The organism is Micromonospora sp. KC723 (assembly GCF_004348595.1).
Taxonomy (GTDB): domain Bacteria; phylum Actinomycetota; class Actinomycetes; order Mycobacteriales; family Micromonosporaceae; genus Micromonospora.
Window position 1 is genome coordinate 16,446 of record NZ_SMKD01000040.1, and the last position, 24,736, is coordinate 41,181.

Annotated in this window: 26 protein-coding genes and 1 tRNA gene; 18 read left to right on the forward strand and 9 right to left on the reverse strand. The window is 71.0% G+C overall.

Annotated elements, in window-relative coordinates; translation table 11 throughout:
* Positions 1-33: 33 nt before the first annotated feature.
* From E1165_RS11880 to E1165_RS11925, 9 genes are all read left to right on the forward strand, one after another.
* On the forward strand, positions 34-366 hold the full coding sequence (locus E1165_RS11880) for a hypothetical protein (protein ID WP_132390733.1): 333 nt from the start codon (positions 34-36) through the stop codon (positions 364-366).
* On the forward strand, positions 363-629 hold the full coding sequence (locus E1165_RS11885) for a DivIVA domain-containing protein (RefSeq protein ID WP_243704721.1): 267 nt from the start codon (positions 363-365) through the stop codon (positions 627-629). Before E1165_RS11880 ends, E1165_RS11885 begins: the two co-directional genes overlap by 4 nt.
* Before the next feature lie 78 nt (positions 630-707).
* Complete coding sequence (locus E1165_RS11890; RefSeq protein WP_132390735.1) at positions 708-1,439, forward strand: GntR family transcriptional regulator; 732 nt, start codon at positions 708-710, stop codon at positions 1,437-1,439.
* 113 nt (positions 1,440-1,552) lie between these two features.
* The gene (locus E1165_RS11895) at positions 1,553-1,981 is read left to right on the forward strand and encodes a hypothetical protein (RefSeq protein WP_207916842.1); all 429 of its coding nucleotides are present in this window, start codon (positions 1,553-1,555) and stop codon (positions 1,979-1,981) included.
* 388 nt (positions 1,982-2,369) lie between these two features.
* Positions 2,370-3,797 carry an FtsK/SpoIIIE domain-containing protein gene (locus tag E1165_RS11905; RefSeq protein ID WP_132390739.1) on the forward strand — a complete coding sequence of 476 codons (1,428 nt, stop codon included), beginning with the start codon at positions 2,370-2,372 and terminating at the stop codon, positions 3,795-3,797.
* A complete protein-coding gene (locus tag E1165_RS11910; protein WP_132390741.1) occupies positions 3,794-4,462 on the forward strand; it encodes a DUF2637 domain-containing protein in 669 nt (222 codons plus the stop codon). Before E1165_RS11905 ends, E1165_RS11910 begins: the two co-directional genes overlap by 4 nt.
* Complete coding sequence (locus E1165_RS11915) at positions 4,459-6,258, forward strand: replication initiator (RefSeq protein WP_132390743.1); 1,800 nt, start codon at positions 4,459-4,461, stop codon at positions 6,256-6,258. Before E1165_RS11910 ends, E1165_RS11915 begins: the two co-directional genes overlap by 4 nt.
* 66 nt (positions 6,259-6,324) lie before the next feature.
* Positions 6,325-6,522: an excisionase family DNA-binding protein gene (locus E1165_RS11920; RefSeq protein WP_132390745.1), complete on the forward strand. Its 198-nt coding sequence runs from the start codon at positions 6,325-6,327 to the stop codon at positions 6,520-6,522.
* On the forward strand, positions 6,522-7,763 hold the full coding sequence (locus E1165_RS11925; RefSeq protein WP_132390747.1) for a site-specific integrase: 1,242 nt from the start codon (positions 6,522-6,524) through the stop codon (positions 7,761-7,763). The genes E1165_RS11920 and E1165_RS11925 overlap by 1 nt, the downstream gene beginning before the upstream one ends.
* A 73-nt stretch (positions 7,764-7,836) precedes the next feature.
* On the opposite strand, the gene E1165_RS11930 is transcribed toward E1165_RS11925, so the two are convergent.
* A tRNA-Thr gene (locus tag E1165_RS11930) sits at positions 7,837-7,913 on the reverse strand.
* Positions 7,914-8,280: 367 nt separating this feature from the next.
* Here E1165_RS11930 and E1165_RS11935 point away from each other — a divergent pair.
* Entirely contained in the window at positions 8,281-9,372 is a 1,092-nt protein-coding gene (locus E1165_RS11935; protein ID WP_132390749.1) for an ABC transporter ATP-binding protein, read from the forward strand.
* A 54-nt stretch (positions 9,373-9,426) separates the two neighbouring features.
* Here the strand turns inward: E1165_RS11935 and rlmB are convergent, their stop codons facing one another.
* Positions 9,427-10,554, reverse strand: a complete 1,128-nt coding sequence (gene rlmB / locus E1165_RS11940) for a 23S rRNA (guanosine(2251)-2'-O)-methyltransferase RlmB (RefSeq protein WP_132390751.1) — start codon at positions 10,552-10,554, stop codon at positions 9,427-9,429.
* Positions 10,554-11,969 (reverse strand): cysteine--tRNA ligase, encoded by a 1,416-nt coding sequence (gene cysS / locus E1165_RS11945; protein WP_132390753.1) that lies wholly within the window; start codon positions 11,967-11,969, stop codon positions 10,554-10,556. The genes rlmB and cysS overlap by 1 nt, the downstream gene beginning before the upstream one ends.
* A 63-nt stretch (positions 11,970-12,032) precedes the next feature.
* On the opposite strand from cysS, the gene E1165_RS11950 reads away from it, so the two are divergent.
* Complete coding sequence (locus E1165_RS11950) at positions 12,033-12,734, forward strand: IclR family transcriptional regulator (protein ID WP_371687332.1); 702 nt, start codon at positions 12,033-12,035, stop codon at positions 12,732-12,734.
* Between the two features lie 139 nt (positions 12,735-12,873).
* On the opposite strand, the gene E1165_RS11960 is transcribed toward E1165_RS11950, so the two are convergent.
* Positions 12,874-13,857, reverse strand: coding sequence for a DMT family transporter (locus E1165_RS11960; RefSeq protein WP_132390757.1), 984 nt, complete (start codon positions 13,855-13,857; stop codon positions 12,874-12,876).
* Positions 13,858-13,940: 83 nt separating this feature from the next.
* On the opposite strand from E1165_RS11960, the gene E1165_RS11965 reads away from it, so the two are divergent.
* A complete protein-coding gene (locus tag E1165_RS11965) occupies positions 13,941-14,486 on the forward strand; it encodes a CGNR zinc finger domain-containing protein (protein ID WP_132390759.1) in 546 nt (181 codons plus the stop codon).
* On the opposite strand, the gene E1165_RS11970 is transcribed toward E1165_RS11965, so the two are convergent.
* Positions 14,446-15,018: a GNAT family N-acetyltransferase gene (locus tag E1165_RS11970; RefSeq protein ID WP_132390761.1), complete on the reverse strand. Its 573-nt coding sequence runs from the start codon at positions 15,016-15,018 to the stop codon at positions 14,446-14,448. The genes E1165_RS11965 and E1165_RS11970 overlap by 41 nt on opposite strands.
* A 62-nt stretch (positions 15,019-15,080) precedes the next feature.
* On the opposite strand from E1165_RS11970, the gene E1165_RS11975 reads away from it, so the two are divergent.
* Together E1165_RS11975 and E1165_RS11980 are read left to right on the forward strand one after the other, a co-directional pair.
* Positions 15,081-15,632 (forward strand): hypothetical protein, encoded by a 552-nt coding sequence (locus tag E1165_RS11975; protein WP_132390763.1) that lies wholly within the window; start codon positions 15,081-15,083, stop codon positions 15,630-15,632.
* A 64-nt stretch (positions 15,633-15,696) separates the two neighbouring features.
* Entirely contained in the window at positions 15,697-15,948 is a 252-nt protein-coding gene (locus E1165_RS11980; protein ID WP_132390783.1) for a hypothetical protein, read from the forward strand.
* A gap of 107 nt (positions 15,949-16,055) precedes the next feature.
* On the opposite strand, the gene E1165_RS11985 is transcribed toward E1165_RS11980, so the two are convergent.
* Positions 16,056-17,465 carry a class II fumarate hydratase gene (locus E1165_RS11985; RefSeq protein ID WP_207916844.1) on the reverse strand — a complete coding sequence of 470 codons (1,410 nt, stop codon included), beginning with the start codon at positions 17,463-17,465 and terminating at the stop codon, positions 16,056-16,058.
* Positions 17,466-17,822: 357 nt separating this feature from the next.
* Here E1165_RS11985 and E1165_RS11990 point away from each other — a divergent pair, with 357 nt between their 5' ends.
* Entirely contained in the window at positions 17,823-18,707 is an 885-nt protein-coding gene (locus E1165_RS11990) for an alpha/beta fold hydrolase (RefSeq protein WP_132390767.1), read from the forward strand.
* A 92-nt stretch (positions 18,708-18,799) separates the two neighbouring features.
* Here the strand turns inward: E1165_RS11990 and E1165_RS11995 are convergent, their stop codons facing one another.
* The 3 genes from E1165_RS11995 to E1165_RS12005 all read right to left on the reverse strand — a co-directional run bounded on the left by E1165_RS11995 (position 18,800) and on the right by E1165_RS12005 (position 22,551).
* A complete protein-coding gene (locus E1165_RS11995; RefSeq protein ID WP_132390769.1) occupies positions 18,800-20,467 on the reverse strand; it encodes a fumarate hydratase in 1,668 nt (555 codons plus the stop codon).
* A 90-nt stretch (positions 20,468-20,557) separates the two neighbouring features.
* Positions 20,558-21,958 carry a PQQ-binding-like beta-propeller repeat protein gene (locus E1165_RS12000; RefSeq protein WP_132390785.1) on the reverse strand — a complete coding sequence of 467 codons (1,401 nt, stop codon included), beginning with the start codon at positions 21,956-21,958 and terminating at the stop codon, positions 20,558-20,560.
* Between the two features lie 104 nt (positions 21,959-22,062).
* Positions 22,063-22,551: an Lrp/AsnC family transcriptional regulator gene (locus tag E1165_RS12005; RefSeq protein WP_132390771.1), complete on the reverse strand. Its 489-nt coding sequence runs from the start codon at positions 22,549-22,551 to the stop codon at positions 22,063-22,065.
* Between the two features lie 139 nt (positions 22,552-22,690).
* On the opposite strand from E1165_RS12005, the gene hppD reads away from it, so the two are divergent.
* The 3 genes from hppD to E1165_RS12020 all read left to right on the forward strand — a co-directional run.
* Positions 22,691-23,890, forward strand: a complete 1,200-nt coding sequence (gene hppD, locus E1165_RS12010; protein WP_132390773.1) for a 4-hydroxyphenylpyruvate dioxygenase — start codon at positions 22,691-22,693, stop codon at positions 23,888-23,890.
* 11 nt (positions 23,891-23,901) lie between these two features.
* On the forward strand, positions 23,902-24,597 hold the full coding sequence (locus E1165_RS12015; protein ID WP_132390775.1) for an RDD family protein: 696 nt from the start codon (positions 23,902-23,904) through the stop codon (positions 24,595-24,597).
* On the forward strand, positions 24,594-24,736 hold a 143-nt coding region (locus E1165_RS12020), incomplete at its 3' end, for a DUF2510 domain-containing protein (RefSeq protein WP_132390777.1). The genes E1165_RS12015 and E1165_RS12020, both read left to right, overlap by 4 nt.

The following is a 24,736-nucleotide window of genomic DNA, read 5'->3' on the forward strand; positions in this document are numbered from 1 at the left end:
GCCCATCCACATCATCTGGTGAGGGTGGGATCGATGAAATTGAACCCAGGTGACGTCGTGCATGTCGGCGCTGATGCGTCGGTGCAGTTCGGTGGTGCGCGGTCGCTGATCTTCCGGGTCATCAAGGTCTGCGATCAGCCGACGTACCACGGGTGGGTGTGGTTGACCGGATACGTCCTGGACCGGGCCGGCAATGCCATAGACCGGCGAGAGATCTACGTGCAACGCGCAGGTCTTTGGCTTCTTACTCCCGCTGCGACCGTGGACGTCGGGCGCCTACCACCGAACCTTCCGGGCCAGGCAATGCGGGGCGGATCGGGCCGGAAAGGCAAGAACGAAGGTCTGAGCTGTAGGAGGCAACGGTGACCACTCACGCAGTGGGCATGTTCCGGGCAACCCGACGGCTGGCCCGGCTCTGCCCGGAGCAGGTGAGGCGGATGCGCTTCCGTCGGACGAGATTCGGGCGACGCGGCCTGGCCGAGGAGCACGTCTACGCCTTCCTCCGCGCCGTCGTCGACGAGCTGATCGCCAGAGACGCCGTGGAAGCAAGCCTTCGCGCGGAGAACGCGCGACTGAAGGGTGCATTGCGCGACTGGCAGAGCAGCTTCGCGCCCAGGCCCGGCCGGTAGTAGACGCGGGACCATGGACAGAACCTGAGCAGCACAGATAGCCTGTTGACAAGCTGAGTTGCCGTCTGGGGTGAAACGGTGCCGATCGAAGTTGCGCCGCCGAAGTACGTCGTGATCGTCAACGCGGTGCAGCAACGCATCGAAGACGGCACGTACCCACCAGGCTCGATGCTGCCCAGCGAAACCGAACTGGTCCGCGAGTTCGGCGCCTCCCGACCAGTCGTCGTCAGAGCCCTGGACCTGCTACGTCAAGACGGCTGGATCGACAGCCGGCAGGGCAAGGGCCGATTCGTCCTCGGTCGGCCTGCCAGCCCTGACCAGCGACAGCGAGAACGCCGCTACGCGGTGCTGGAAGACGACGAGCGTGCCGGCTCCACCCTGCTCGCCGCGGGCGAGGTGCCCGCCCCGCCACGGGCGGCAGCGGCCCTGGGCTTAGAGCCGGGTACGTCGGTCGTCGCGCGCCGTCGTGTTATTGCCGTCGACGGCGTCGGCCCGGTCGAACTCGGCACGGCCTACCTTCCCGCCGACCTGGCCGACGGTACGGGGGTCGGCAATGCGGACGCTGTTCCCGAAGGACTGCTTCGGCACGTGGCGTCCCGAAAGCGCGTGCGCTTCGACCACGTCAGCGAGCGGATATCGGCCCGTCTCCCCGACGCCGAAGAGGCGCAGCTCTTGCAGATCGGTGCAGGCGACTCGGTGCTGACCGTGCTCCTCTCCGTCTGCGACCGCACCGGCAAGCCGCTGCTAGCCGTGGACCTTGTCCTCCCGGCCTCCAGGCACGATCTCGAAGACGTCTATCCACTCGACTGAACTGGGTCGATACATCACTTGACAAGTCAAGTTGGCGGCGCTTACGTTTGAACCCACTTGACAAGTCAAGTGGTTGAGTTGACTGGTGGATCTGGAGGTCACGCGTGGTTCCGATGACGTTGAAGGTGCCGGTCCCGTCCGAGTACGTCTTCCCCGCCGGGGCGCTCTGCCTCGGGGTGTCGCCGCAGATCGACTTCGAGCGGCGGGGCGAGGCGGACAACCAGGCGCGCGACAAGGAGACCGGGGAGCGGGTCTGGGTGGTGCGGGTGATGGACCTGGACCCGGAGGCCGGGAAGTTCGGTCGGTCGACGGAGGTGAAGGTCAAGGTGGTGGCCGCGCAGCAGCCGGTGCCGCCGCCGTCCACAGTGCCGGGTTACCCGCCTGCGGTGGAGTTCGAGGGCCTGACGCTGACGCCGTATGTGGATTCGCAGCGGTGCAAGCCGGGCCGGTCCTCGGGTGACTGCCGGTCGCGGATGGCGTACTCGCTGCGGGCGACGGCGATTCGGCCGGCGTCGGTGGTGCCGGGTTCGGTGGCGGCCTGATCGGTTGTTGTTTGGCGCGCGGGGCGGGTCGTTTCCCCGCCAAGAGTCCCGGCCCGTCCCCGCGCTCTCCCATCCCTCACCTGATGAAGGAGGGCGTGATGCCCACGGTAGTTCACCCTGCCCTGATCGCTGTCGTGCCGCTGCTGGTCGGCGCGGTGGCCGTCCTCTCTCGTGGCCGTCTGACCGGTCTTCGAAATGCCTACCGGGAGGTGCAGGCGGCCGTTCGGTCGGCGCTGCGGTTGCCGCCGGCTCCGGCCCGGGTGTGTGCGATCCGCTGCCCTCGGTGCCGGCGGTGGGTGAAGCCGCGCCGGTTCGATGCGCGCCGCATGTCGTGCCGGACCTGCATCGCCACTCTCGGCCGTGGCCGTCGTGGTCAGGGCGGTGACCTGTGCCTCTGATCAACATCATTCCGGGGGACAAGATCCCCGTCGCGCCGATGAACGTGCGCCTGCCGGCGTGGCGGGTTCCAGGCTGGCTGCTGGTGTTCTGGTGGCTGGCCCGAGGCATGTTCAGGGTGACCGTGCTAGCGGTCCGCTATTGGTGGATCTCCGCCCCGACCGTCGTTGCCCTGTGGATCCGGGCCGAGTTCGGCAACCTGGTCCTGGCCGCTGTGACGCTCGGCCTCCTCGCCGCGTGCCTGAGTTGGTGGCGGTGGCACCCGAGGTCGTGGCTGCGGTTCGGCTGGTACCCGATCGTTGCCCGGGTCCGCGCTGCGGTGGTGTATCGGCGGCGGTGGGCGTCGGTCATGTCCACGTGCGGGCTGGCGACCGTCTTCGCCGGTGACCGCTACGTGCCACGACTGCTCAAGGTGCGCTGTGACCGGTTCGGCGACGAGGTGACGGTCCGGATGCTGCCGGGGCAGATCCCGGACGACTGGGGGCAGGCCGCGGAACGCCTCGCCTACGCGTTCCGCCTCCGCACCGGGCAGGCCCGTTCGGCGGCCCGGCCAGATCGGGTGGTGCTGCGGTTCGTGCGCCGTGACCCTCTGGCCGGTGTTGTGGCGCCGCTTCCGGTGGCCGAAGTGCCGGACCTGGACGGGCTCGCCCTCGGCGTCGATGAGCACGGGCAGCCGTATCGGCTGCGGCTTGCCGGGTCGCATGTGCTGATCGCGGGGGCGACGGGCTCGGGCAAGGGATCGGTGTTGTGGTCGCTGATCCGGTCTCTGGCCGGTGGTGTGCGGTCGGGGTTGGTGGAGCTGTGGGCGTTCGACCCGAAGGGCGGGATGGAGTTGGCGGCCGGGGTGCCGCTGTTCACCCGGTTCGCCTACGACGACCCCGACAGCATGGCCGGCGTCCTGGACGAAGCCGTCAAACGCATGCGGCTGCGCGCCGCCCGCCTGCGTGGGGTCACCCGCCAACACGTCCCGACCGTCGACGAGCCGCTGATCGTCCTGGTGGTCGATGAGCTGGCCGCGCTGACCGCCTACATCACGGATCGGAAGGTCCGTGACCGGATCAAGGAATCCCTGGGGCTGCTGCTGTCGCAGGGGCGTGCGGTGGGGGTGCATGTGGTGGCGGCGTTGCAGGACCCACGCAAAGACGTGCTGCCGTTTCGGGACCTGTTCCCCACCCGCATCGGGCTGCGACTGACCGAACCGGAGCAGGTGGACATGGTCCTCGGCGACGCCGCCCGCGACCGAGGCGCGCTGTGCGACCGCATCCCCGAATCCTCGCCCGGCGTCGGGTTCGTCGTCCTCGACGGCGTCCGCGAACCCGTCCGGGTCCGCTTCGCCTACCTCACCGACGACGACATCCGCCACCTCGGCCGCACCTACCGGCGACTCGACGACACCGACCAGCAGGAGGTGACCGAGTGAAGACCAACACGAACGCAGACCGGGTGGAGGGCGTGGTCCTGGTGCTCATCGTCCTGACCGTCGGCGGGCTCGCCGGGGCGGCGTCGTTCACCCACGTCCACGACTGGACCATGGCCAACTCACCGGCCGGTACGGGGGACTGGTTCGGCTGGGCCAACGCTGCCATCTCCGAACTCCTGCCCCTCGCGGCGCTGCTGACCATCCGGCGGCGTCGCCGCACCGGCGGGCCGATCGGGTACCCGATGTTCCTGCTCGTCTGCGCCGTCGCGCTGTCCCTGGCGGCGCAACTCGCCGTCGCCAAACCCGGCCTGTCCGGATGGCTGCTCTCAGCCGTGCCCGCTCTGGCGTTCCTCGGACTGTCCAAACTCGTCTTCTCCACCACCCCCGCCTCCTCGGCCGCGGTGCCTGTCGACAAGCCAGCAGACGCCGACGGCTGGGGCAACGTGCCGCCCGGAGCCGACCCCGTGGACGACCAGGCGTCGGCGGACATCAACGAGGGCCAGGCGGTAAGCGTCGCCCTGGAGGCCACCAACGAGCAGCCTCGGCCGGCCCTTCGCCCGGTCCCACCGATGCCGGTGGAGCGGCGGCCGGGACTGGTGCCCGTGCCAGCGGCGGCGTTCGCACCCCGCAACGGCAGCGTCTTCGGCGGGGAGCGTGACCGGTGAACCAACTGGAACTCATCCCCACCACAACGCCGGCCGTCGAGCAGCCTCGCCCGGGATCGCGGGCGGACCGGATGCGCAAGCCCCTCGCGAAGGACGCGCTCAAACAGCTCGCCGAGCAACACGGCGTCTGCGTCCGCCCCCTGGCCCTGCGCCGCACCGACACCGCCACCGGCCTCACCGAGGTCGTCGAGGTGCCCTGCGGCGCGACCCTCGCCGTCAAGTGCAAGCCCTGCGCCGAGCGGGGCCGGCGGCTGCGTATCCAGCAGATCCGGGAAGGCTGGCACCTCGCTGACGAACCCGCCGTCCGGCCCGACAAGCCGGGTGAGGAGGTGCTCGCTCTCGTCCGCGTGCGGGCGCACCTGGAGTTCGAACGGGAAGCACTGCACTACCAGCCGATGACCCCCGACGAGCGAGCCTCGCAGATCGCTGACGTGGACGCCGCGATCGCCGAGCTGGACGAAGCCCTCGCCGAAACCAGCCTGCGCGGCCACCTCACCCCCAAAGACCGCGACGAGCGGCCCCGGCGCAAGCGGTCCACCAGGCGACGGCAGGACTCCCCGGACCTGCCCCGGCTGCCGGTCGATTCGCGCACTGTGGGTCGCGCCTACTCGGGCAAGGCGGGCAAGACGCACCGGCCGTCCATGCTCGTCACACTCACTCTGGGTTCGCACGGGCCGGTTCACTCCCACCTGCGGCGCGGCGCCTACGTCGCCCCATGCGAATGCGGACAACGGCACAGCCCTCACGATGACCTTCTCGGCACCCCGGTCGACCCGGCCAGCTACGACTACCGGCGGGCGGCCCTGGACGCGATCCACTTCGCGCGGGTTCTTGACCGGTGGTGGCAGAACGTCCGCCGGGCCGCCGGCTGGAACGTCCAATACGCGGGCGCGGTCGAGCTGCAACGACGACTTGCCCCACACGCCCACTTCGCCATCCGTGGCACGCTTCCGCGCCGGCTACTCAAGCAAATCGCCGCCGCCACCTACCACCAGGTGTGGTGGCCACCCTTCGACGAACCGGTCTACCCGGTCGACAAGCCCCCGGTCTGGGACGTCGACCAGCAGGCATACGTCGACCCGAAAACCCGCCAGCCACTACCCACCTGGGGCGAAGCCCTCGACGCCCTGGAAGAACCCGACAGCCGCCCCGCCTACGTCGCCCGCCTCGGCCGCATCGACGCCCGAGGCATCGAACAAGGCACCAAGGACGCCGAACGGTCAATCCGCTACGTGACCAAGTACGTCACCAAAGACCTCACCGACCAAGCCAAGCCCCGCTCCGACGCGCAGAAGGCACACTTCGACCGCCTCCACGCGGAACTCGCTGTCCTGCCGTGCTCCCCAACCTGCGCCAACTGGCTGCTCTACGGGGTCCAGCCGGACGGGGTCAAGGCGGGCTTGACCCCTGGCCGGTGTACCGGGAAGGTCCACCAGCGCTCCACGCTCGGCTTCACCGGCCGGCGGGTGCTGGTTTCCCGGCAGTGGTCCGGCAAGACACTGGCCGACCACCGCGCGGACAACCGGGCCTGGGTGCGGGCGATCCTCGCCGGAGGCATGGCCGACACCGAGGAGCACGACCAGGCGGCCGACGAGGCAGACGGACCGAACCGATACCGGTTCGAACTCGCCCGACCCGAAGACCCCGACGTGCCACCCCTGGAACACCGCCTCCTGCGCGCCATCTCCGCCCGCATCCGCTGGCGCACAGACCTCGACACCGCACGCCTACGAACAGCCGCCGCCGTTCCGGCAACCAATCCACCCGCCGCGCTCGCGGCCTGCGCCCTTGGATAGTGAACCCTTGCTGCTCCGGCACCCCCGCCACTTGTCGGTGCCCCCGCACACGAGGAAGGCCAGTCGATGAACGTCTCCAGCTCGATCACTCCTCGCGTGCTGCGCGTCGAGGAAGCCGCCCGAGCGCTCGGCATCGGCCGCTCGCTCGTCTACGACCTCATCCGCTCCGGCCGGCTCCGCTCCTTCAAGGTCGGCAGCCGCCGTCTCATCCCTGCATCGGCCATCGACGAGGCCATCGCCACGCTGACGGAAGAAGCCGCCTGATGCCCAGAGAGCCCAAGCAACGACAGTCGACCGGCCGCCGCAACCCCAACGGGGAAGGCTCGATCTACCAGCGCTCCGGTGACGGCCGGTGGGTCGGACAGGCGTACGTGCTCACCACCGACGGCACCCGCAAGCGCAAGTTCGTCTACGGCGCGACCTGGGACGAGGCACACGCCAAGCTCATCGAGCTGAAGGCGCAGTCCCAGCGCGGCATCCCCGTCCCCGATCGGGCATGGAAACTGGCCGACTACCTGCCCTACTGGCTCACCACATACGTCAGTGACCTGAAGCCGACCACTGCGCGCGGCTACGAGAGCGCTGTACGACTGCACCTGGTCCCGGCCCTCGGCACTAAACGCCTCGACGGCTTGCAGGTGCAGCACGTCAAGGCGTTCATGGACGGCTTCCGCCGCAAGTGCCTCTGCTGCACCAACGGCCTCGACAAAATCCGTCCGGCCAACCGGCGGTGCTGCTCCGTGGGTCGCTGCTGTCAGGGTTACCCCAGCGCTCGTCAAGTCCAGTTCGTGCACGCGGTCCTACGCAACGCCCTGCAACACGCCATGCGGGAGGAGTTGGTGTCACGCAACGTGGCGAAGCTGGTGCGGGTCCCCTCGCCTCGGTATAAGGTCGGCAAGGGCTTGTCCGTCGACCAGGTGCGCAAGATCCTGGCCGCCGCAGCCGGTCATCGGCTTCACGCGCTCTACGTCGTGGCCGCCACGATGGGGCTGCGACGCGGTGAGCTGGTCGGACTGCGCTGGTCGGATGTCGACCTGGACGAGGGCACGCTACGGGTGCACCAGACCGTTCAGCGAGTCGCCGGCCGGCTTCACGTCCTGGACGCGAAGACCGAGGACTCGGAGGCCGTCTTGCCGCTGCCCGAGATCACCTGGCTGACGCTTCTGGAGCACCAAGAGCGTCAGCAGGCCGAGCGGACGGCCCTCGCTGAGGCGTGGGAGGACCATGACCTTGTCTTCCCCTCCGAGCGGGGCACCCCGATGGAGCCCACCAACCTCAGTCGCTCGTTCGCCCGCCTCCGGGAGACTGCAGGCCTGCCTGGCGTCCGGCTGCACGACCTGCGGCACACCGTCGTATCGCTGCTGATGGAGCTGGGCGTCCCGCCGCACGTCGTCCAGGCCATCGCCCGGCACGCTGACGTCAAGGTGACGCTGAAGGTCTACGCTCACGCCAACCTCGACGCCATGCGTCAGGCGCTGAGCAAGCTCGACGGGCGGCTGTCGTGACCCCGGTTGCTGTCAGCGTTGCTGTCAACCCGGTGACTCGCGGCAGCGCCCGTCGCGAAAGGCCTGATGTAGTTGGAGCCCCCGGCCGGGATCGAACCGGCGACATCTCGCTTACAAGGCGAGTGCTCTGGCCAGCTGAGCTACAGGGGCGCGTGCGCAGAGGTCAGCATAGCGACTGACGTCGGGAAATCCTCGCTCGGCGGGGGTCCCCAGCATGCGAAACGTCAATTTGCCGACGCGTTCACCAACGGATGAACGCTCGGCTGACCGAACAGTCCAGGGGATTGATGCCTCGGCGTGCCTGACTGACCGGAATGTACGTCCCGGCTGTCCCATCCCCTGTCCCACGTCTTGGCAGGGTGCGAAAGACCGTTTACCGTGCAGTGACACGTACGACACCTTGTCCGGCTCCGCTCGGCGAACGTGGCGTCCCGTGGGCCGGCACCGGCACGGTGCCGGCGGCTCCTTCACTCGGATCGTCCGGCACGTTCCTGCCGGTGAAAGGAAGCGCACCAGCATGGCTACGGTCACCTACGCGAAGGCGTCCCGGATCTACCCCGGCACCGAACGCCCCGCGGTCAACCAGCTCGACCTCCAGATCGGCGACGGGGAGTTCCTCGTCCTGGTCGGCCCGTCGGGTTGCGGTAAGTCCACCAGCCTCCGGATGCTCGCCGGGCTGGAGGACGTCGACGACGGCGCGATCTACATCGACGACCGGGACGTCACCCACCTGCCGCCGAAGGCCCGCGACATCGCGATGGTCTTCCAGAACTACGCCCTCTACCCGCACATGTCGGTGTACGAGAACATGGCGTTCGCGCTGAAGCTGCGCAAGACCCCGAAGGCCGAGATCGACCGGCGGGTGAAGGAGGCGGCCGGGCTGCTCCAGCTGGAGGATTACCTCCACCGTAAGCCGAAGGCACTCTCCGGTGGTCAGCGCCAGCGGGTCGCCATGGGCCGGGCGATCGTCCGGGAGCCGCAGGTCTTCCTCATGGACGAGCCGCTGTCGAACCTCGACGCCAAGCTCCGGGTGCAGACCCGTACCCAGATCGCCTCGCTGCAGGCGAAGCTCGGCATCACCACCGTCTACGTCACCCACGACCAGGTCGAGGCCATGACCATGGGTCACCGGGTGGCGGTCATGCTCGACGGCGTCCTCCAGCAGGTGGACACCCCGCGTTCCCTCTACGACACCCCGGCCAACGTGTTCGTCGCCGGCTTCATGGGTTCCCCCGCCATGAACATCAAGACCGTGCCACTGGCCGAGGGGGGTGCGGCGTTCGCCGAGCTGCTCATCCCGCTGACCCGTGAGCAGTCCGAGGCCGCCCGCGCCGAGGGCGGCGACGGCAAGGTGACCGTCGGCTTCCGTCCGGAGGACTGCGACCTGGTCAGCCCGACCGAGGGCGGCATGCCGGTCGTGGTGGAGCTGGTCGAGGACCTCGGCTCGGACGCCAACGTCTACGGCCACGCCGCGCTGGAGGGCCACAACGAGCGCTTCGTGGTCCGTACCGACCGCCGCACCATGCCGAACATGGGTGACACCGTGTTCGTCAAGCCCCGCGCCGGCCGTACCCACGTGTTCCACGCCGCCACCGGCAAGCGGATCTGACGTACGACAGCAGGGGCGGTCCGCTACGGCGGACCGCCCCTGCCGCGTACGTGCTCAGACCTCCGCGGCGCGGCGGCGGGCCACCTCGGCCAGGGTCACCGCGGCGGCGACGCTGGCGTTGAGCGACTCGACGTCGGACACCATCGGGATGCGGACCGTCAGGTCGCAGGTCTCCCCGACAAGTCGGGACAACCCGCGCCCCTCGGAGCCGACCACGACGACCAGCGGGCCGACGGCGGCCTCCAGGTCGTACAGGTCGGTCTCGCCGTCGGCGTCCAGGCCGACCACGATGAAGCCGGCCTCCTGGCAGGCCTTCAGCGACCGGGTCATGTTGGTGACCTGGGCGACCGGCACCCGCGCCGCCGCGCCGGCACTCGTCCGCCAGGCGGTCGCGGTGATCCCGGCAGCGCGCCGTTCCGGTACGAAGACCCCCTGCGCGCCGAAGGCGGCGGCGGACCGGATCACGGCGCCCAGGTTGCGCGGGTCGGTCACCCCGTCCAGCGCGACCAGCAGCGGGGCGGACTGTTCCAGGGCGGCGGCGACCAGGTCCTCGAACGGCTGGTACGCGAAGGGCGGCACCTGGAGGCCGACGCCCTGGTGCAGGACGCCGCCGGTCATCCGGTCCAGCTCGGCCCGGCTGATCTCCAGGATGGCGATGCCCCGGTCCGCGGCGGTCCGGACGATCTCGTTGACCCGGTCGTCGACGTCGATGCCCTGCGCGGTGTACAACGCGGTCGCCGGCACCTGCGCGCGCAGCGACTCCAGCACCGGGTTACGGCCGACCAGCAGCTCCGGGCTGTCCTTGGCCGGGTTGGACTTGCGCCCCGGCGCGACCCGGGGGCCGCCCCGGCCGGCCGGCTTGCCGCCGCGACCGCCCGCGCCGCCCTTGAACGGGGCGCCGGCACGGGCGCCCCTGCCCCAGGTGGTGTCCTTGGTGCCCGGCTGGCCGATCTTGGGGGGACGCCCCTCCTCGGCCGCCGCGCGCCGTTCCTTGTCCTGCTTCCAGGCGGTGCGCTGGGGCAGCTTCTCGGTGCCCGAGTACGCCTTGTGCCAGGGCCGTTCGTCGGCGGGCAGGGTGCGACCCCGGCCCGCGAGGGCGTCCTTGTTCTTGCCGCCGGAGCCCTTCGGGGCACCCGCCTTCGGCGTCAGTCGCCGGCCACGGCGCTGCGAGTTGCCGGCCATCAGTCCTGCTCTCCAATAGTCCAACGGGGCCCCTGGGGGGTGTCCTCCACCATCACGCCGGCCTGCTTGAGCTGGTCGCGTACGGCGTCGGCGGCAGCCCAGTCCTTGCGGCTGCGGGCCTGCGCGCGCTGCTCCAGGGCCAGCGCGATCAGGGAATCCACCACGCCGCGCAGGTCGTCCGCGCATCCGCCGCCCGTCCAGGCCGGATCCAGGGGGTCGACGCCGAGGATATCCAGCATGGCCCGGGTGGAGGCGAGGGTGGTGCGGACAGTCACATCGTCGCCGCCGGTCAGCGCCGTGTTGCCGTCCCGGACGGTCTCGTGCAACACGGCCAGCGCGGCGGAGGTGTTGAGGTCGTCCTCCATCGCCGCGACGAAGCCGGCCGGCAGCTCACCGGGCGTCCCCGCGCCGACCCGCTCCGCGGCGCGCTGCACGAAGCCCTCGACCCGCCGGTACGCCACCGCCGCCTCACGCAGCGCGTCCTCGGAGTAGTCGATCCGGGAACGGTAGTGCGCGGCGGCGTAGTAGTAGCGCAGCTCCACCGGGCGCACCCCGAGCGAATCCACGTACGCCAGGTCGAGAGCGTTGCCCAGCGACTTGCCCATCTTCGCGCCGCCGATGCTGAGCAGGCCGTGGTGCACCCAGTACCGGGCGAACGGCAGGCCCGCGGCCTGAGACTGGGCGAGCTCGTTCTCGTGGTGCGGGAAGATCAGGTCGAGCCCGCCGCCGTGGATGTCGAACTCCGGCCCCAGGTAACGCCAGCACATCGCCGAGCACTCGATGTGCCAGCCGGGACGGCCGCGCCCCCACGGCGACGGCCAGTAGGCGTCGGCCGGCTCGTCCGGCTTGGCGCCCTTCCAGAGCGCGAAGTCACGCGGGTCGCGCTTGCCCCGGTCGGGGGCGTCCCCGGCGGACTGCATGTCGTCGGGCGACTGCCCGGACAGCGCACCGTACGCCGACCAGGAGCCCACGTCGAAGTAGACGTCACCGGAGCCGTCGGTGGCCGGGTAGGCGTGCCCGTCGGCGATCAACCGGGCGATCAGCTCGTGCATCTCCGGGATGTGCCCGGTGGCGCGCGGCTCGTACGTCGGAGGCAGCACGTTCAGCGCTCGGTACGCCCCGGCCAGGACCAGCTCGTTGGCGTAGGCGATGGACCAGAACGGCCGGCCCTGCTCCTGCGCCTTGACCAGGATCTTGTCGTCGATGTCGGTGACGTTGCGAATGAACCGCACCTCGTAGCCGGCGACGATCAGCCAGCGGCGCAGCACGTCGTAGTTGACACCGGACCGAAGATGGCCGATGTGCGGCGGGGCCTGGAGAGTGACACCACACAGGTAGATCCCCACCTTGCCGGCTTCCCGCGGGACGAAGTCCCGCACCGATCGGGTGGCGGTGTCATACAGGCGTAGCGTCACCGTACAAGGGTAGCCGTCCCCGCTTCCCCGGGTCGCCCGGAGCCGGGCCGTACGCTGCCTGCTGTGGAGAAGGGACGGGCGGGCGGCGCACGCCACGACGCCAGGACGGCAGGGCCGGCCGACGAGGCGCGCCGCGGCGCGGAGACGGCGCAGACCCTCGACCGGGGGCTGCGCCTGTTGCACCTGGTCGCCGACACACCCGCCGGGCTGACCGTCACCGAGGCGGCGCACCGGCTGGGCATCGGTCGCGCGGCTGTCTACCGGCTGGTGGGGGCGCTTTCCGGGCACGGCATGGTCCGCCGGAACGGCGACGGCCGGCTGCGCCTCGGCGCCGGCGTGCTGCACCTGGCCCGCCGCGCCCAGCCACTGCTCGCCGAGGGGGCGCTGCCCGCGCTGCGCCGGCTGGCCGAACAGGCCGGTGCCACCGCGCACATGACCGTGGTCGAGGGCGGTGAGGGAGTGGCCCTGGCCGTGGTGGAACCGAGCTGGACGTCGTTCCACGTCGCGTACCGGACGGGGACGCGGCACCCGTTGGCGCGGGGTGCCGCAGGGCGGGCCATCCTCGCCGGCAGGTCAGGCGACGCCCGCCCGGTGAGCACCGCCGGAGAACTCCAGTCCGGGGCGTACGGGGTGGCTGCCCCGGTGCTCGGGGTGCCCGGGCTGGAGGCCAGCGTCGGCGTGGTCGCGCTGGCCCCGCTGGACGTCGACGCGGTCGGCCCCCAGGTCACCGCCGCCGCCACCGCCATCGCCGCCGCCCTCTCCTGACCCAACCCGCCTCACCCACCACCCACCGATCCCGCTGCTCGCCCCGTCGGCTCGGCTCCGGAGGCCGCGACCTGCGGGAATCGGAATCGGATCGCGCGCCGCCGGGCCGGGGCACTCCCCGAGCCGGCGGCGCGGCCGGTCACCGCGGCGTAGGCGGTGCCGTTCCCGTCAGGGCGGGTTCGTCGGCACGGCTCTGCGCCGGTGGGGTGGCCACCCCACGCAGCTCGTCGAGGCGGACCAGCGCCACTCCGGCGACGATCAGCGCGCCACCGGCCAGTTGCACCACGGACGGCAGCTCACCCAGCACCAGCCAGGCGATGAGCACCGCGAACATCACCTCGGTCAGCCCCACGAACGACGACAGTCGGGCACCGAGGATCCGCGTCGCGGCGATCCCGGTGAGGTACGCGACCACCGCCGCGATCAGCGACAATCCGGCGATCGGGACGAGCCAGCTGGTGTGCTGCCCCGCGAAGTCGACGGGCCCGAAGGTGGCCCGCAGCGGCAGTATCCCGACCAGGCCGAGCAGCGCCAGCGCGGTCGCTCCGATCGCCATGCCGAGGCTGGCCATGGTGACCGAGGGCAGTTCGTCGTCGACGCGGGCGGCGAGCACGAAGTACCCGGCCAGGCCGACCGCCGCGCCGAGGCCCCAGAGCACGCCGACCGGGTGGAGGCGACCGGTGCCGGTCAGGTCGAGGACGAAGGCGAGCCCGGCCAGCGCCGCGACCGAGCCGATCACGGTGAGCCGCTGGGGGCGCTGCCGGTGCACCAGCCACATCCAGGCCACGACGAGGACGATGCCGAGATACTCCAGCAACAGGGCGACGCCGACCGGCAGGTACCGCACGGCGTTGAAGAAGCAGGCCTGGGCGGTGGCCACGCCGAGCAGCCCGAAGACGCCCACCTGGCCGAGGGTGCGACGCAGCACATGTCCCCTGCCACGCAGCGCCAGCACGGCCGGCACGGCGAGCACCAGGGCCGCGATGCCGACCCGGGCGACCACCACGGCCTCGGCGGACCAACCGGCTTCGATGAGGGAGCGGGCGAAGGTACCCGAGGTGGCGAAGGTGACTGCCGACAGCAGAGCCAGACCGAGCCCGGCACCGGCGGTTCGTTGCTGCATCGGGTTCTCCCCACCAACTCGGCGTCATGAGCAAAGTGCGTTTATGCTGGTGACGCTAACGGGTTACCGAGACAGGAGTCAAGTTGCTTTTCGCTCATGACACCGAGTGTGGGCTGATCACCGCCACCGCGCTGGTCAACACCGGCGGTCGGGACGGCGAAGGGCTGCCGGACATCGCCGCCCTCGACCGGTTCGTCGTCGCGTACGGCTGGACCGGCCGGCACGAACGCACCGATGCCGAACTCGACGCGGTCCGCGCGCTGCGCCCCCGGCTGCGCCGGATCTGGTACGCCGACACCGACGAGGTCGTCGCCATCGTCAACGCGCTGCTGCGAGAGTCCCACGCGCTGCCCCAGCTCATCCGGCACGACGACGAGCCGTACCACGTGCACGCCGTGCCCCGGGACGCGCCGCTGGCCACCCGGATGGCGGTCGAGGCGGCGATGGCTATCGCTGACCTGGTACGCGGTGGCGAGCTGGCCCGACTCGGGATCTGCGCTCACGCCGACTGTGACAACGTGCTGGTCGACCTGTCGAAGAACCGGTCCCGCCGGTTCTGCGAGGCCGGCTGCGGCAACCGCGCGGCGGTCACCGCGTACCGGGCGCGGAAGGCGGCCACTCGCTCCTGAGCAGCTCGTACTCCACCTCACCGTGCTCGGTGCCCGGAATCGGGTCGGTGAAGTGCAGATGGAACGTGCGCACGTACCGCAGGCCCACCCGCTCCATCACAGCCCGGGACCCCGCGTTGACCGCCATCGTCTCCGCCCACACCCGACCGACACCCACCGTCTCGAAGGCGTGCCGCAGCAGAGCCCGGGAGCCCTCGGTGGCCAGGCCCCGCCCCCACGCCTCGCGGCGCAACCGGTAACCCAGCTCCGCCTCGACGCCGTCGTCGGACGGGTCGAGCGCGAACCAGCCCAGGAACTCACCGGTCGACCGGTCCTCCGCCACCCACCGGCCCAGGCCGGGCCGCCGGTCGTACCCGGCGAGGATGCGCGGCAGATGCTCATCGCGCACCTTCTCCGGCGGGGTCGGTTCGCCACCGGTCAGGAAGCGCATGACCTCCGGGTCGGCGTCCAACCCGACCAGGTTGTCCACGTCGTCGGTGGTGAACCGGCGCAGCCGCAGCCGCTCCGTCTCCAGCAGCACCTCTCCGCTCATGCTCCGAATCATGGCGACAGCCGGACGGCCGGTCGACGGGTTATCCGGTCTACGCTACGGCCGTGGTCAGGGGCCTGTTACTCGACTTCCACGGCACCGTCGTGGAGGACGACGACGCCCTCGTGGCCGCGATCGCCGCCCAGGTGGCGGCCGACGCCACGACACCGGTCACCCCCGAAGCTGTCGCGGCGGCATGGATGCGCGAGTTCGCCACAGTCGCGGAGGGCCCGCCGTTCCGGCTGCTGCGCGACAGCGCACCCGAGAGCCTGGCCCGGGTGATGACCGAGGTCGGTTGCCCCGGCGACCCGGCGGCGCTCTACGCGGCCCACCACGCCACCTGGCGGCTGCCTCGCGCCCCGGCACCGCCGGACCTGGCGCGTCTTCCGCCTGTGGTGCTCGTGCGGGCTGCGGTGGCGCAGGTGCCCCGACCGGTACGCCCCCGTGCCGACCGAACCGGTCGTCGTTCCGCCCACTCCGCACCGTCCACCCTGGGCCGACGCCACGGTGGCGTACCCCGACGGTGGGGCGTGCCGGCTGGCTCACCCCGGCCCAGAAGTGGCGGGCCAACGGCGGGCGCTGGTGAGTGCGGGGCCCAGCCGTCGAGCAGCACGTAGGCCGCCGCAGCCGCCCGAGCAGCCCGGACGGCCAGCGGCCGGCGTCGACCAGCCGCGTCCGCACCTGCCGTTGCGTCCCATCTGGCTCTGCCGGTGCTGTGCCGCGCCATGGCCCTGCGCCACGGCCCGCCTCACGCTGGTGGCCGAGTACGCGCACGACCGGGTAGCGCTCAGCGTCTACCTCTGCGCGATGCTGCACGACGCCGCCGAAGACCTGTACCGGCTCAACCCGCACGACGGCCCCGACCCGGCGACCCTCTTCCGGCGCTTCCTCGCGTGGGTGCCCCGCCTGCGTACCGGCCCGGACGACCGATGACCCGCGCCGACTGCGGCAAGCGGGGTCACCGGCCACCCGGACACCGCGGGTTGCCGCAACGTGCGGGCGGCCCCCGGGGCGCGCGGCCCCAGGGCGGGTACGCCAGATCAGGGGTGGGTCATGCGGAGCAGGTCGAGGGCCTCGTCGAGTTGCTCCTCGGTGAGCCTGCCGGAGTCGACGTGGCCCCGGGAGATCACCACCTCACGGATCGAGACCTGCCTCGCCAGCGCCTCCTTGGCGATCGAGGCGGCCTCGTCGTACCCGAGGTGGCGGTTGAGCGGGGTGACGATGGACGGCGAGCCCTCGGCGTACGCCAGGCAGACCTCGGCGTCCGCGACCAGGCCGACCACCAGCCGGTCGGCGAAGAGCCGGCTGGACGCGGCGAGCAGCTTGATCGACTCCAGCAGGTTGCGGCCCATCACCGGAAGCATGACGTTCAGCTCGAAGTCGCCCTGCGAGCCGGCGAACGCGATCGTGGCGTCGTTGCCGATCACCTGCGCGCAGACCTGGCGCATCGCCTCGGCGACCACCGGGTTCACCTTGCCGGGCATGATCGACGAGCCGGGCTGGAGGTCGGGGATACGCAGCTCGCGCAGGCCGGCGCGGGGGCCGGAACCCATCCAGCGGATGTCGTTGGCCATCTTGTACAACCCGACCGCGATGGTGCGCAGTTGGCCGGAGGTCTCCACCAGCGCGTCCCGGGCGCCCTGCGCCTCGAAGTGGTTGCGGGCCTCGGTCAACGGCAGCCCGGTGGACTCCCGCAGCTTCTCGATCACCCGGGCGGCGAACCCGAACGGGGTGTTGATGCCGGTGCCCACGGCCGTGCCACCGAGCGGCAGCTCGGCCAGCCGGGGCAGCGTCGACTCCAGTCGCTCCACCCCGTACCGGATCTGGGCCGCGTAGCCGCCGAACTCCTGGCCGAGGGTGACCGGGGTGGCGTCCATCAGGTGGGTACGCCCCGCCTTGACCACCGTCTCGAACTCGGCCGCCTTTTCCTCCAGCGCCCCGGCCAGGTGCTTGAGCGAGGGGATCAGGTCCTCCACCACGAACTGGGTGGCGGCCAGGTGGATGGAGGAAGGGAAGACGTCGTTGCTGGACTGCGAGGCGTTGACGTCGTCGTTCGGGTGCACCTCCCGACCCAGCTCCCGGCCGGCCAGGGTGGCGATCACCTCGTTGGTGTTCATGTTGGACGAGGTGCCGGACCCGGTCTGGAAGACGTCGACCGGGAACTGGTCGTCGTACCCGCCGTCGGCCACGTGCGCGGCGGCGGTCGCGATCGCGGCGGCGACGTCCGCGTCGATCACCCCCAGCTCGCCGTTCACCTGGGCCGCCGCACCCTTGATCTGGGCCAGCGCCTTGATCTGCGCCGGTTCGATGCCCCGGCCCGAGATCGGGAAGTTCTGCACCGCGCGCTGGGTCTGCGCCCGCCACAGCGCCTCGGCGGGCACCTCCACCTCGCCCATCGAGTCGCGTTCGATCCGGTAACCCGCTGCCTCTGGAGTCGTCACGCGTACCATCCTGCCGCGCCCCGAGGCTACTCGCTCGAAAGCCGGCAGAAAGCGGATGGGCGGCAAGCAGAGCGGTAACCCGGCTCCGATCCGCCATCCACAGGAGAACCCCGGCGACATCCCACCCGCCACCTCTTGGATCCCTGTGCCGCAACCTTCCCTATCGGGGCTAAAAGCCTTGTCGGTCTGGGAGGGGTGTTGGGCATGATAGGTAACCATGAGGGTGAAGGCGGTCGACTCCGCTGACGAGGGGACCTCCCTGCCCGGCGCACCAGCAGGGGCGGACCGTGCGGCGTGCCGCCCCCGGCGGGGCCGACCACGTGGGAAGCGGGTCAGCCCCATCGGGTCGTTCACGAAGCCGACGCCATGACTTCGATCTACCGATCCGAGAGTGGACGCCGCGCGGTGGAGGAGCGTTACCGCGCATTCCTGCACGCCTGGCCCGTGTCCTCGACGGAGTCGTTGCTGTCCACCCGCCAGGGTGACACCTTCGTCGTTTCCTGCGGCCCGCTCGACGCACCGCCGGTGGTGCTGCTGCACGGTGGCGGGTTCAATTCGGCGGCCTGGTTGAGCGATGTCGCAGATTGGGCCCGGTCGCATCGGGTATACGCCGTCGATGTGATCGGCGAGCCCGGTCTCAGCGCCCCATCTCGACCGTCGCTGGAGTCGGATGCATACGCCGAGTGGCTCGATGACGTGCTTGACGGGCTTGGGGTCACGCGGACGGCGTTCGTGGGCGCGTCGCTGGGCGGGTGGCTGGCGCTCGACTACGCCGTACGCCGACCGGAGCGCGTTGCGCGGCTCGCGCTGCTCGTACCCGCTGGGATCGGGCGTCAGAAGCACGGCGCGCTCATCGCCTCGCTCTTCCTCGTGCCCTTCGGCAGAAGGGGTCGGCGTGCGGCTTACCGCTTCGTGCTCGGTCCCGCCCCCACGTCGAAGGTGTCGGGTGCCGAGGCGGCCCTTCACCGAGACTTCGCCGACTACCTGCTGCTCATTCTGATGCACTACCGGATGCGACGCGAGCGGCTGCCGGTCTTCACCGATGAGCAACTGCGCCACCTTGATGCGCCGTTGCTGGTCGTTGCTGGAGCGAAGGATCGGATCCTGGACACCCACCACACCGTCCGCCGGCTGCGTCACCTGCGTCCCGACGCTGCCGTCACCCTGCTGCCCGACACGGGCCACATTCCCACCGGATACGCCGAGACGATCCAGCGGTTCCTGACCGACGGAGGCCAGGAGGCCTGGTGATCCATGCGCCTGGCCGGGCATTCTGGAAGAACTGCCCATGAGCGGGCCGGAGAAGCTTCCCGTCCGGCCCGTTCGGAGAGCCGTCCGAAGTCCTACCGCCGGCCGACGGTGAGCACCGGCTTGGTGACCTCGGCGAAGAAGTCGTTGCCCTTGTCGTCGACCACGATGAAGGCGGGGAAGTCCTCCACCTCGATCTTCCAGACCGCCTCCATGCCCAGCTCGGGGTACTCGAGCACCTCGACGTGGCGGATGCAGTCCTGCGCCAGCCGGGCGGCGGGGCCGCCGATCGAGCCGAGGTAGAAGCCGCCGTGCTGATCGCAGGAGCGGGTGACCTGGGCGGAGCGGTTGCCCTTGGCCAGCATCACCAGCGAGCCGCCGGCCGCCTGGAACTTCTCCACGTACGCGTCCATCCGACCGGCGGTGGTGGGGCCGAACGAGCCCGAGGCGTACCCCTCGGGGGTCTTCGCCGGGCCCGCGTAGTACACGGCGTGGTCGCGCAGGTACTGCGGCATGGGCTCACCGGCGTCCAGCCGCTCGGCGATCTTCGCGTGCGCAATGTCCCGGGCGACGACCAGCGGGCCGGTCAGCGACAGCCGGGTCTTCACCGGGTACTTCGACAGCTCGGCGCGGATCTCGGCCATCGGCCGGTTCAGGTCGACCTTGACGACCGTGTCGGCGTCCAACGTCTCCTCGGTGACGTCGGGCAGGTAGCGCGCCGGGTCGGTCTCGAGCCGCTCCAGCCAGACCCCCGACGGGGTGATCTTGGCGACCGCCTGCCGGTCCGCCGAGCAGGACACCGCGATCGCCACCGGGCAGGAAGCGCCGTGCCGGGGCAGCCGGACCACCCGCACGTCGTGGCAGAAGTACCGGCCGCCGAACTGCGCGCCGATGCCGAAGTTGCGGGTCAGCTCCAGCACCTCCGCCTCCAACTCCAGGTCACGGAAGCCGTGGGCGGTCATCGAGCCGGAGGTGGGCAGGCTGTCGAGGTACTTCGCGGAGGCGTACTTCGCGGTCTTCAGGGCGTACTCCGCGGAGGTGCCGCCGATGACGACGGCCAGGTGGTACGGCGGGCAGGCCGAGGTGCCGATGAGCCGCAGTTTCTCCTCCAGGAACTGCATCATCCGCGTCGGGTTCAACAGCGCCTTGGTCTCCTGGTAGAGGTACGACTTGTTGGCCGAGCCGCCGCCCTTGGCCATGAACAGGAACTTGTAAGCGTCCGGGTGGCCGTCCGGGTCCTCGGCGTAGAGCTCCACCTGGGCCGGCAGGTTGCTGCCGGTGTTGCGCTCCTCCCACATGGTCAACGGAGCGAGCTGCGAGTAGCGCAGGTTGAGCCGGGTGTACGCCTGCCACACGCCGCGCGAGACCGCCTCGGCGTCGCTGCCGTCGGTGAGCACGTGCCGGCCGCGCTTGCCCATCACGATCGCGGTGCCGGTGTCCTGGCACATCGGCAGCACGCCGCCGGCGGCGATGTTCGCGTTGCGCAGCAGGTCCAGCGCGACGAACCGGTCGTTCGGCGAGGCGGCCGGGTCGTCGATGATCGACCGCAGTTGGGCCAGGTGCGCGGGGCGCAGGAAGTGGGCGATGTCGTGCATGGCCTCGGCGGTCAACGCGGTCAGCGCGGCCGGCTCCACGGTCAGGAACCGGCGGCCCCCCGGGCCGTTGACGACATCGACGCCCTCGTCGGTGACCAGCCGGTACTCCGTCTGGTCGGGGCCGGTCGGCAGCAAGGGGGCGTAGGAGAACGCGGCGGCACTGCTCATGACGGGAAAGCCTAGGGCAGACCGGTCGATCGGTGACACCCGCCGGGGTGGGTCGTGGGACAGCGCTTCCACCGGGAGGACGGGACACGCTCAGCCGTCGGCGCAGAGTTCCCGTTTCGGTCCGCAACTGTCCGGCGCACCCGGGGTCCGGCCGCCGGGCACGGGGGCGTCCCCGCCGTCCGGGCGGGACGCCGGCGGCCCGCCGGTGCCGGTGCCGGTGCCGGTGCCGAAGCGGACGTAGCCGATCTCCCGGCCCTCGCCGATGACCATCCCGCCGGACCCGACCGCGAGCACCTCCGCGCTGCTGCGCAACACCACCAGCTCCCGGCCGGTCCGCGGGTCGAGCGCGATCAGCCGGTTCGGTTTCTCCCCGGTGAGCACCGCCGCGTACGGGGTGAGGGCCGCACCGGCCCGGTCGCTCGCCGGGCGGGTCCACCGCGCCCGGCTCACGCCGAGCTGGCGGCCGACAACCGACCTCTTGTCGGCGGCACGCACCAGCGCGTACCGGTCGTCGACGGCGAGCAGCCGCTCCCCCTCGGCGGCGACCAGCAGCCCCCTGCCGTCGTACCCGTCGAGGACCGCCTCCCGGCCGTCCGCGGCGGTGCCGATCAACACGTTCCGGGCACCCTGCGGATCCTCCCGCTGGACGCAGCCGACGCTGTCGGCGGTCCGCAGGTTCACCCCTGCCCGCCGCCACACCTCCTCGCCGGTGGCCACGTCTCGGGCGGAGACCGCGTACTGGCAGGAACCGTCGCGGGACACGGCGGTGATCCGCAGCAGCCGGCCGCCGACCACCGCCAGCCGCTCGTCCCGACCGGGTTCGAGGTCCTGCACCACCCGACCGCTGGCGGTGTCCACCACGTGCACCCGGCCGTCCACCGGGAAGCCGAGCAGCGGCGGCGCGGGCTCGGGGCCGGCCACCCCGGCGTCGATCCGCAGCGCGCTGAGCCGCCGGGTACCCAGCAGGTTCGGGTTGTCGGCGAAGAGGCCGCTGCTGACGCCGGGCAGGAACGCCGTCCACAGCGGTGCGGTGCCGCGCGGATCCCAGGCGGAGAGGGTGCAGTCGGTCGCCTCGACGCAACGCGCGTCGAGCAGCAGGTTCCGGTACGTCCAGACCGCCACCGCGTCGTCGTCGCGCCGGCGCACCACCCCGGTGGCGGGGTCGAGCAGCTCGTACCCCTTCACCAGGAGCTTGCCCACGGCGACGACCGAGTCGCGGTCGCCGCCGGCCACCGCCGCCCAGTCGGCCTTGCGCTCCCACAGCTGCGTCCCGGTGGCCAGGCTGCGCGCCTCGATCCGGGTCCGCTGCTCGACCACCACCGTGTCCCCGGCGATGGTGACACTCTTCGGGGTGCCGCCGACGCGCTGCTGCCAGACCACGTCCGGCTCGGAGATCGGCTTGCGGGTGCCGAGCCACTCCCACACGGCGGGGAACGGGTTCCAGACGTTCGTGGCGGCGAGAACGACCACGGTGACGAGCCCGAGCAGCAGCCACCCACGCACGCCGAGCTTCGACACACCGCACACCGTAGCGATGGTCACCGCATCCCTGGCCTTGTCGGCCGGAGTGTCGCCGTCCTTTCTGCCTCGGGGACTCAGCCCCGCGCGGCGGAACGGACCAGCGGAAGGGTGCGGTATGGGATCTGCTCGGCGAGGGCGATGATGGTGGAGGCGCGGCGGATGCCCTCGTACGAGACGATCTGGTCGATCACCCGTTGCAGGTCGGCGTTGGAGCGCGCCACGATCCGGCAGAGCAGGTCGCTGGCCCCGGTGATGGTGTGCGCCTCCAGCACCTCGGGGATGGCGGCCAGGTGGGCGGTGACCGGGTCGTGCCCGTGTCGCTGGCTGATCTCCAGGGTGACGAAGCTGGTCACCGCGAAGCCGATCGCGGCCGGGGAGACCTCCGGCCCGAACCCGCCGATCACCCCGCGCCCGACGAGCTTGTCCAGCCGGGCCTGGGCGGTGCCCCGGGCCACGCCGAGTCGGCGGGAACACTCCAGCACCCCGATCCGCGGCTCCTCGGTGAGCAACTGGATCAATCTGGCATCGAGTTCGTCGAGCTGTGCACCCTGCCCAGCGTTCATGCGTCGGCACTCTACCGAATGTGCAAGCTGACCAGCGGAACTGGTGACAGTTGCCCAGTCCGGGCGGGGCGGTGATAGTCCCCGGAAGAGCGCAGGAACGGCGGCCCACGAGGCCGGCCGGTACGCGAGGGAGACCACCATGACCCAGGCGATCGACCGACCGACCGACGACGTCGACATCGACCAGCTCGTCGGCGCCGTCGACCACGACATCAGCCACGACCCGTTCCCGGTCAAGGGCCTCGACCACGTGCACTTCCTGGTGGGCAACGCCAAACAGGCCGCGCACTACTACTCCACGGCGTTCGGCATGACCTGTGTCGCCTACCGGGGGCCGGAGCAGGGCTACCGGGACCACGCCCAGTACGTGCTGACCAGCGGCTCCGCCCGGTTCGTGCTGACCGGCGCGGTCCGCCCCGACGCCGAGGGCGCCGACCACGTCGCCAAGCACAGCGACGGGGTCCGCGACATCGCGCTGGAGGTGCCGGACGTCGACGCCGCGTACGCGCACGCCGTCGGTCAGGGCGCGACCGGCCTCATCGAGCCGCACGACGTCGCCGACGAGCACGGCACCGTCCGGCTGGCCGCCATCGCCGCGTACGGCGACACCCGGCACACCCTGGTCGACCGGTCCCGCTACCGCGGCCCGTTCCTGCCCGGTTTCGTCGCCCGTGCCCCGATCGTGGACCGGCAGCCGATGATCGACGCCGGCCTCCAGCCGAAGCGGTTCTTCCAGGCGGTCGACCACGTCGTCGGCAACGTCGAACTCGGCCGGATGGACGAGTGGGTGGACTTCTACAAGCGGGTCATGGGCTTCTCCAACATGGCCGAGTTCATCGGCGACGACATCGCCACCGACTACTCCGCGCTGATGAGCAAGGTCGTCGCCAACGGCACCCGCAAGGTGAAGTTCCCGCTCAACGAGCCGGCGATCGCCCGCAAGAGGTCGCAGATCGACGAGTACCTGGAGTTCTACCAGGGGCCGGGCGCGCAGCACATCGCCGTGGCCACCAACGACATCCTGGCCAGCGTCGACGCCATGCGGGCGGCCGGTGTGGACTTTCTGCACACCCCGGACTCGTACTACGACGACCCCGAGTTGCGCGCCCGCATCGGCGTGGTGCGGGTGCCGATCGAGGAGCTGAAGGCCCGCAGGATCCTCGTCGACCGGGACGAGGACGGCTACCTGCTCCAGATCTTCACCAAGCCGGTGCAGGACCGTCCGACCGTTTTCTTCGAGCTCATCGAGCGACACGGCTCGCTCGGTTTCGGCAAGGGCAACTTCAAGGCGCTCTTCGAGGCCATCGAGCGGGAACAGGAGAAGCGCGGCAACCTGTAAGACTGTCGGGCGTGACCCAGCCTCCGACGTACCCGACGCCACCGGCCGGTGGGCAGCCGCCCGCCGCCGGTGGCTTCGCGCCGCCCGCCGGTCCAGTCCCCCAGGGGTACGCGGTCCCGCCGCAGTACGCCCCGCCGGGCTGGGCTCCGCCACCCGGGTACGCCTATCCGCCGCGTCCGATGCTCCCGCCGGCCCTCGCTCCGAACGGGCAGCCGCTGGCCGGCTTCGGTGACCGGCTGCTGGCCTACCTCGTCGACGCGGTGATCGTGGGTGGGGTCTCCGCGGTCCTCGCCATTCCCGCGGTCCTCCTGCTCGTGGCGGCGATGGTGCCCGACCTGGCCGCGACCGCCCCGGACGGCACCCCCGCCGCGAACCCGATCACCGACCTCCTGCTGCCGCTGCTGGCGCTGGAGGTCGGGCTGTTCGCGGTGATCTTCGCGCTCTCCTACGTCTACCAGGTGGAGTTGGCGCTGAAAACCGGCCAGACCGTCGGCAAGCGCGTGCTGAAGCTCAAGATCGTGCCGTTCGACCCGGCCGCCCCGCTCACCCGCCGGGTGCTGGCGAAGCGCTGGCTCGCCCACCAGGGTGGCGGGCTCATTCCGGGCTTCAGCTACCTCGACGGGCTCTGGCAGCTCTGGGACAAGCCCTGGCAGCAGTGCCTCCACGACAAGTTCGCCCGTACGGTCGTCGTTAAGGTTGCCCCGTGAGTGTGCAGCCAGGCTGGTACGTCGACCCCGCCGAACCGACCACCCGGCGGTGGTGGGACGGCGAGGGCTGGGTCGGGGCGCCGATCCCCGTCGATGTCACGCCGCCGGACGGCCCGCCTCCCCCGGAGGAGCCCACCCC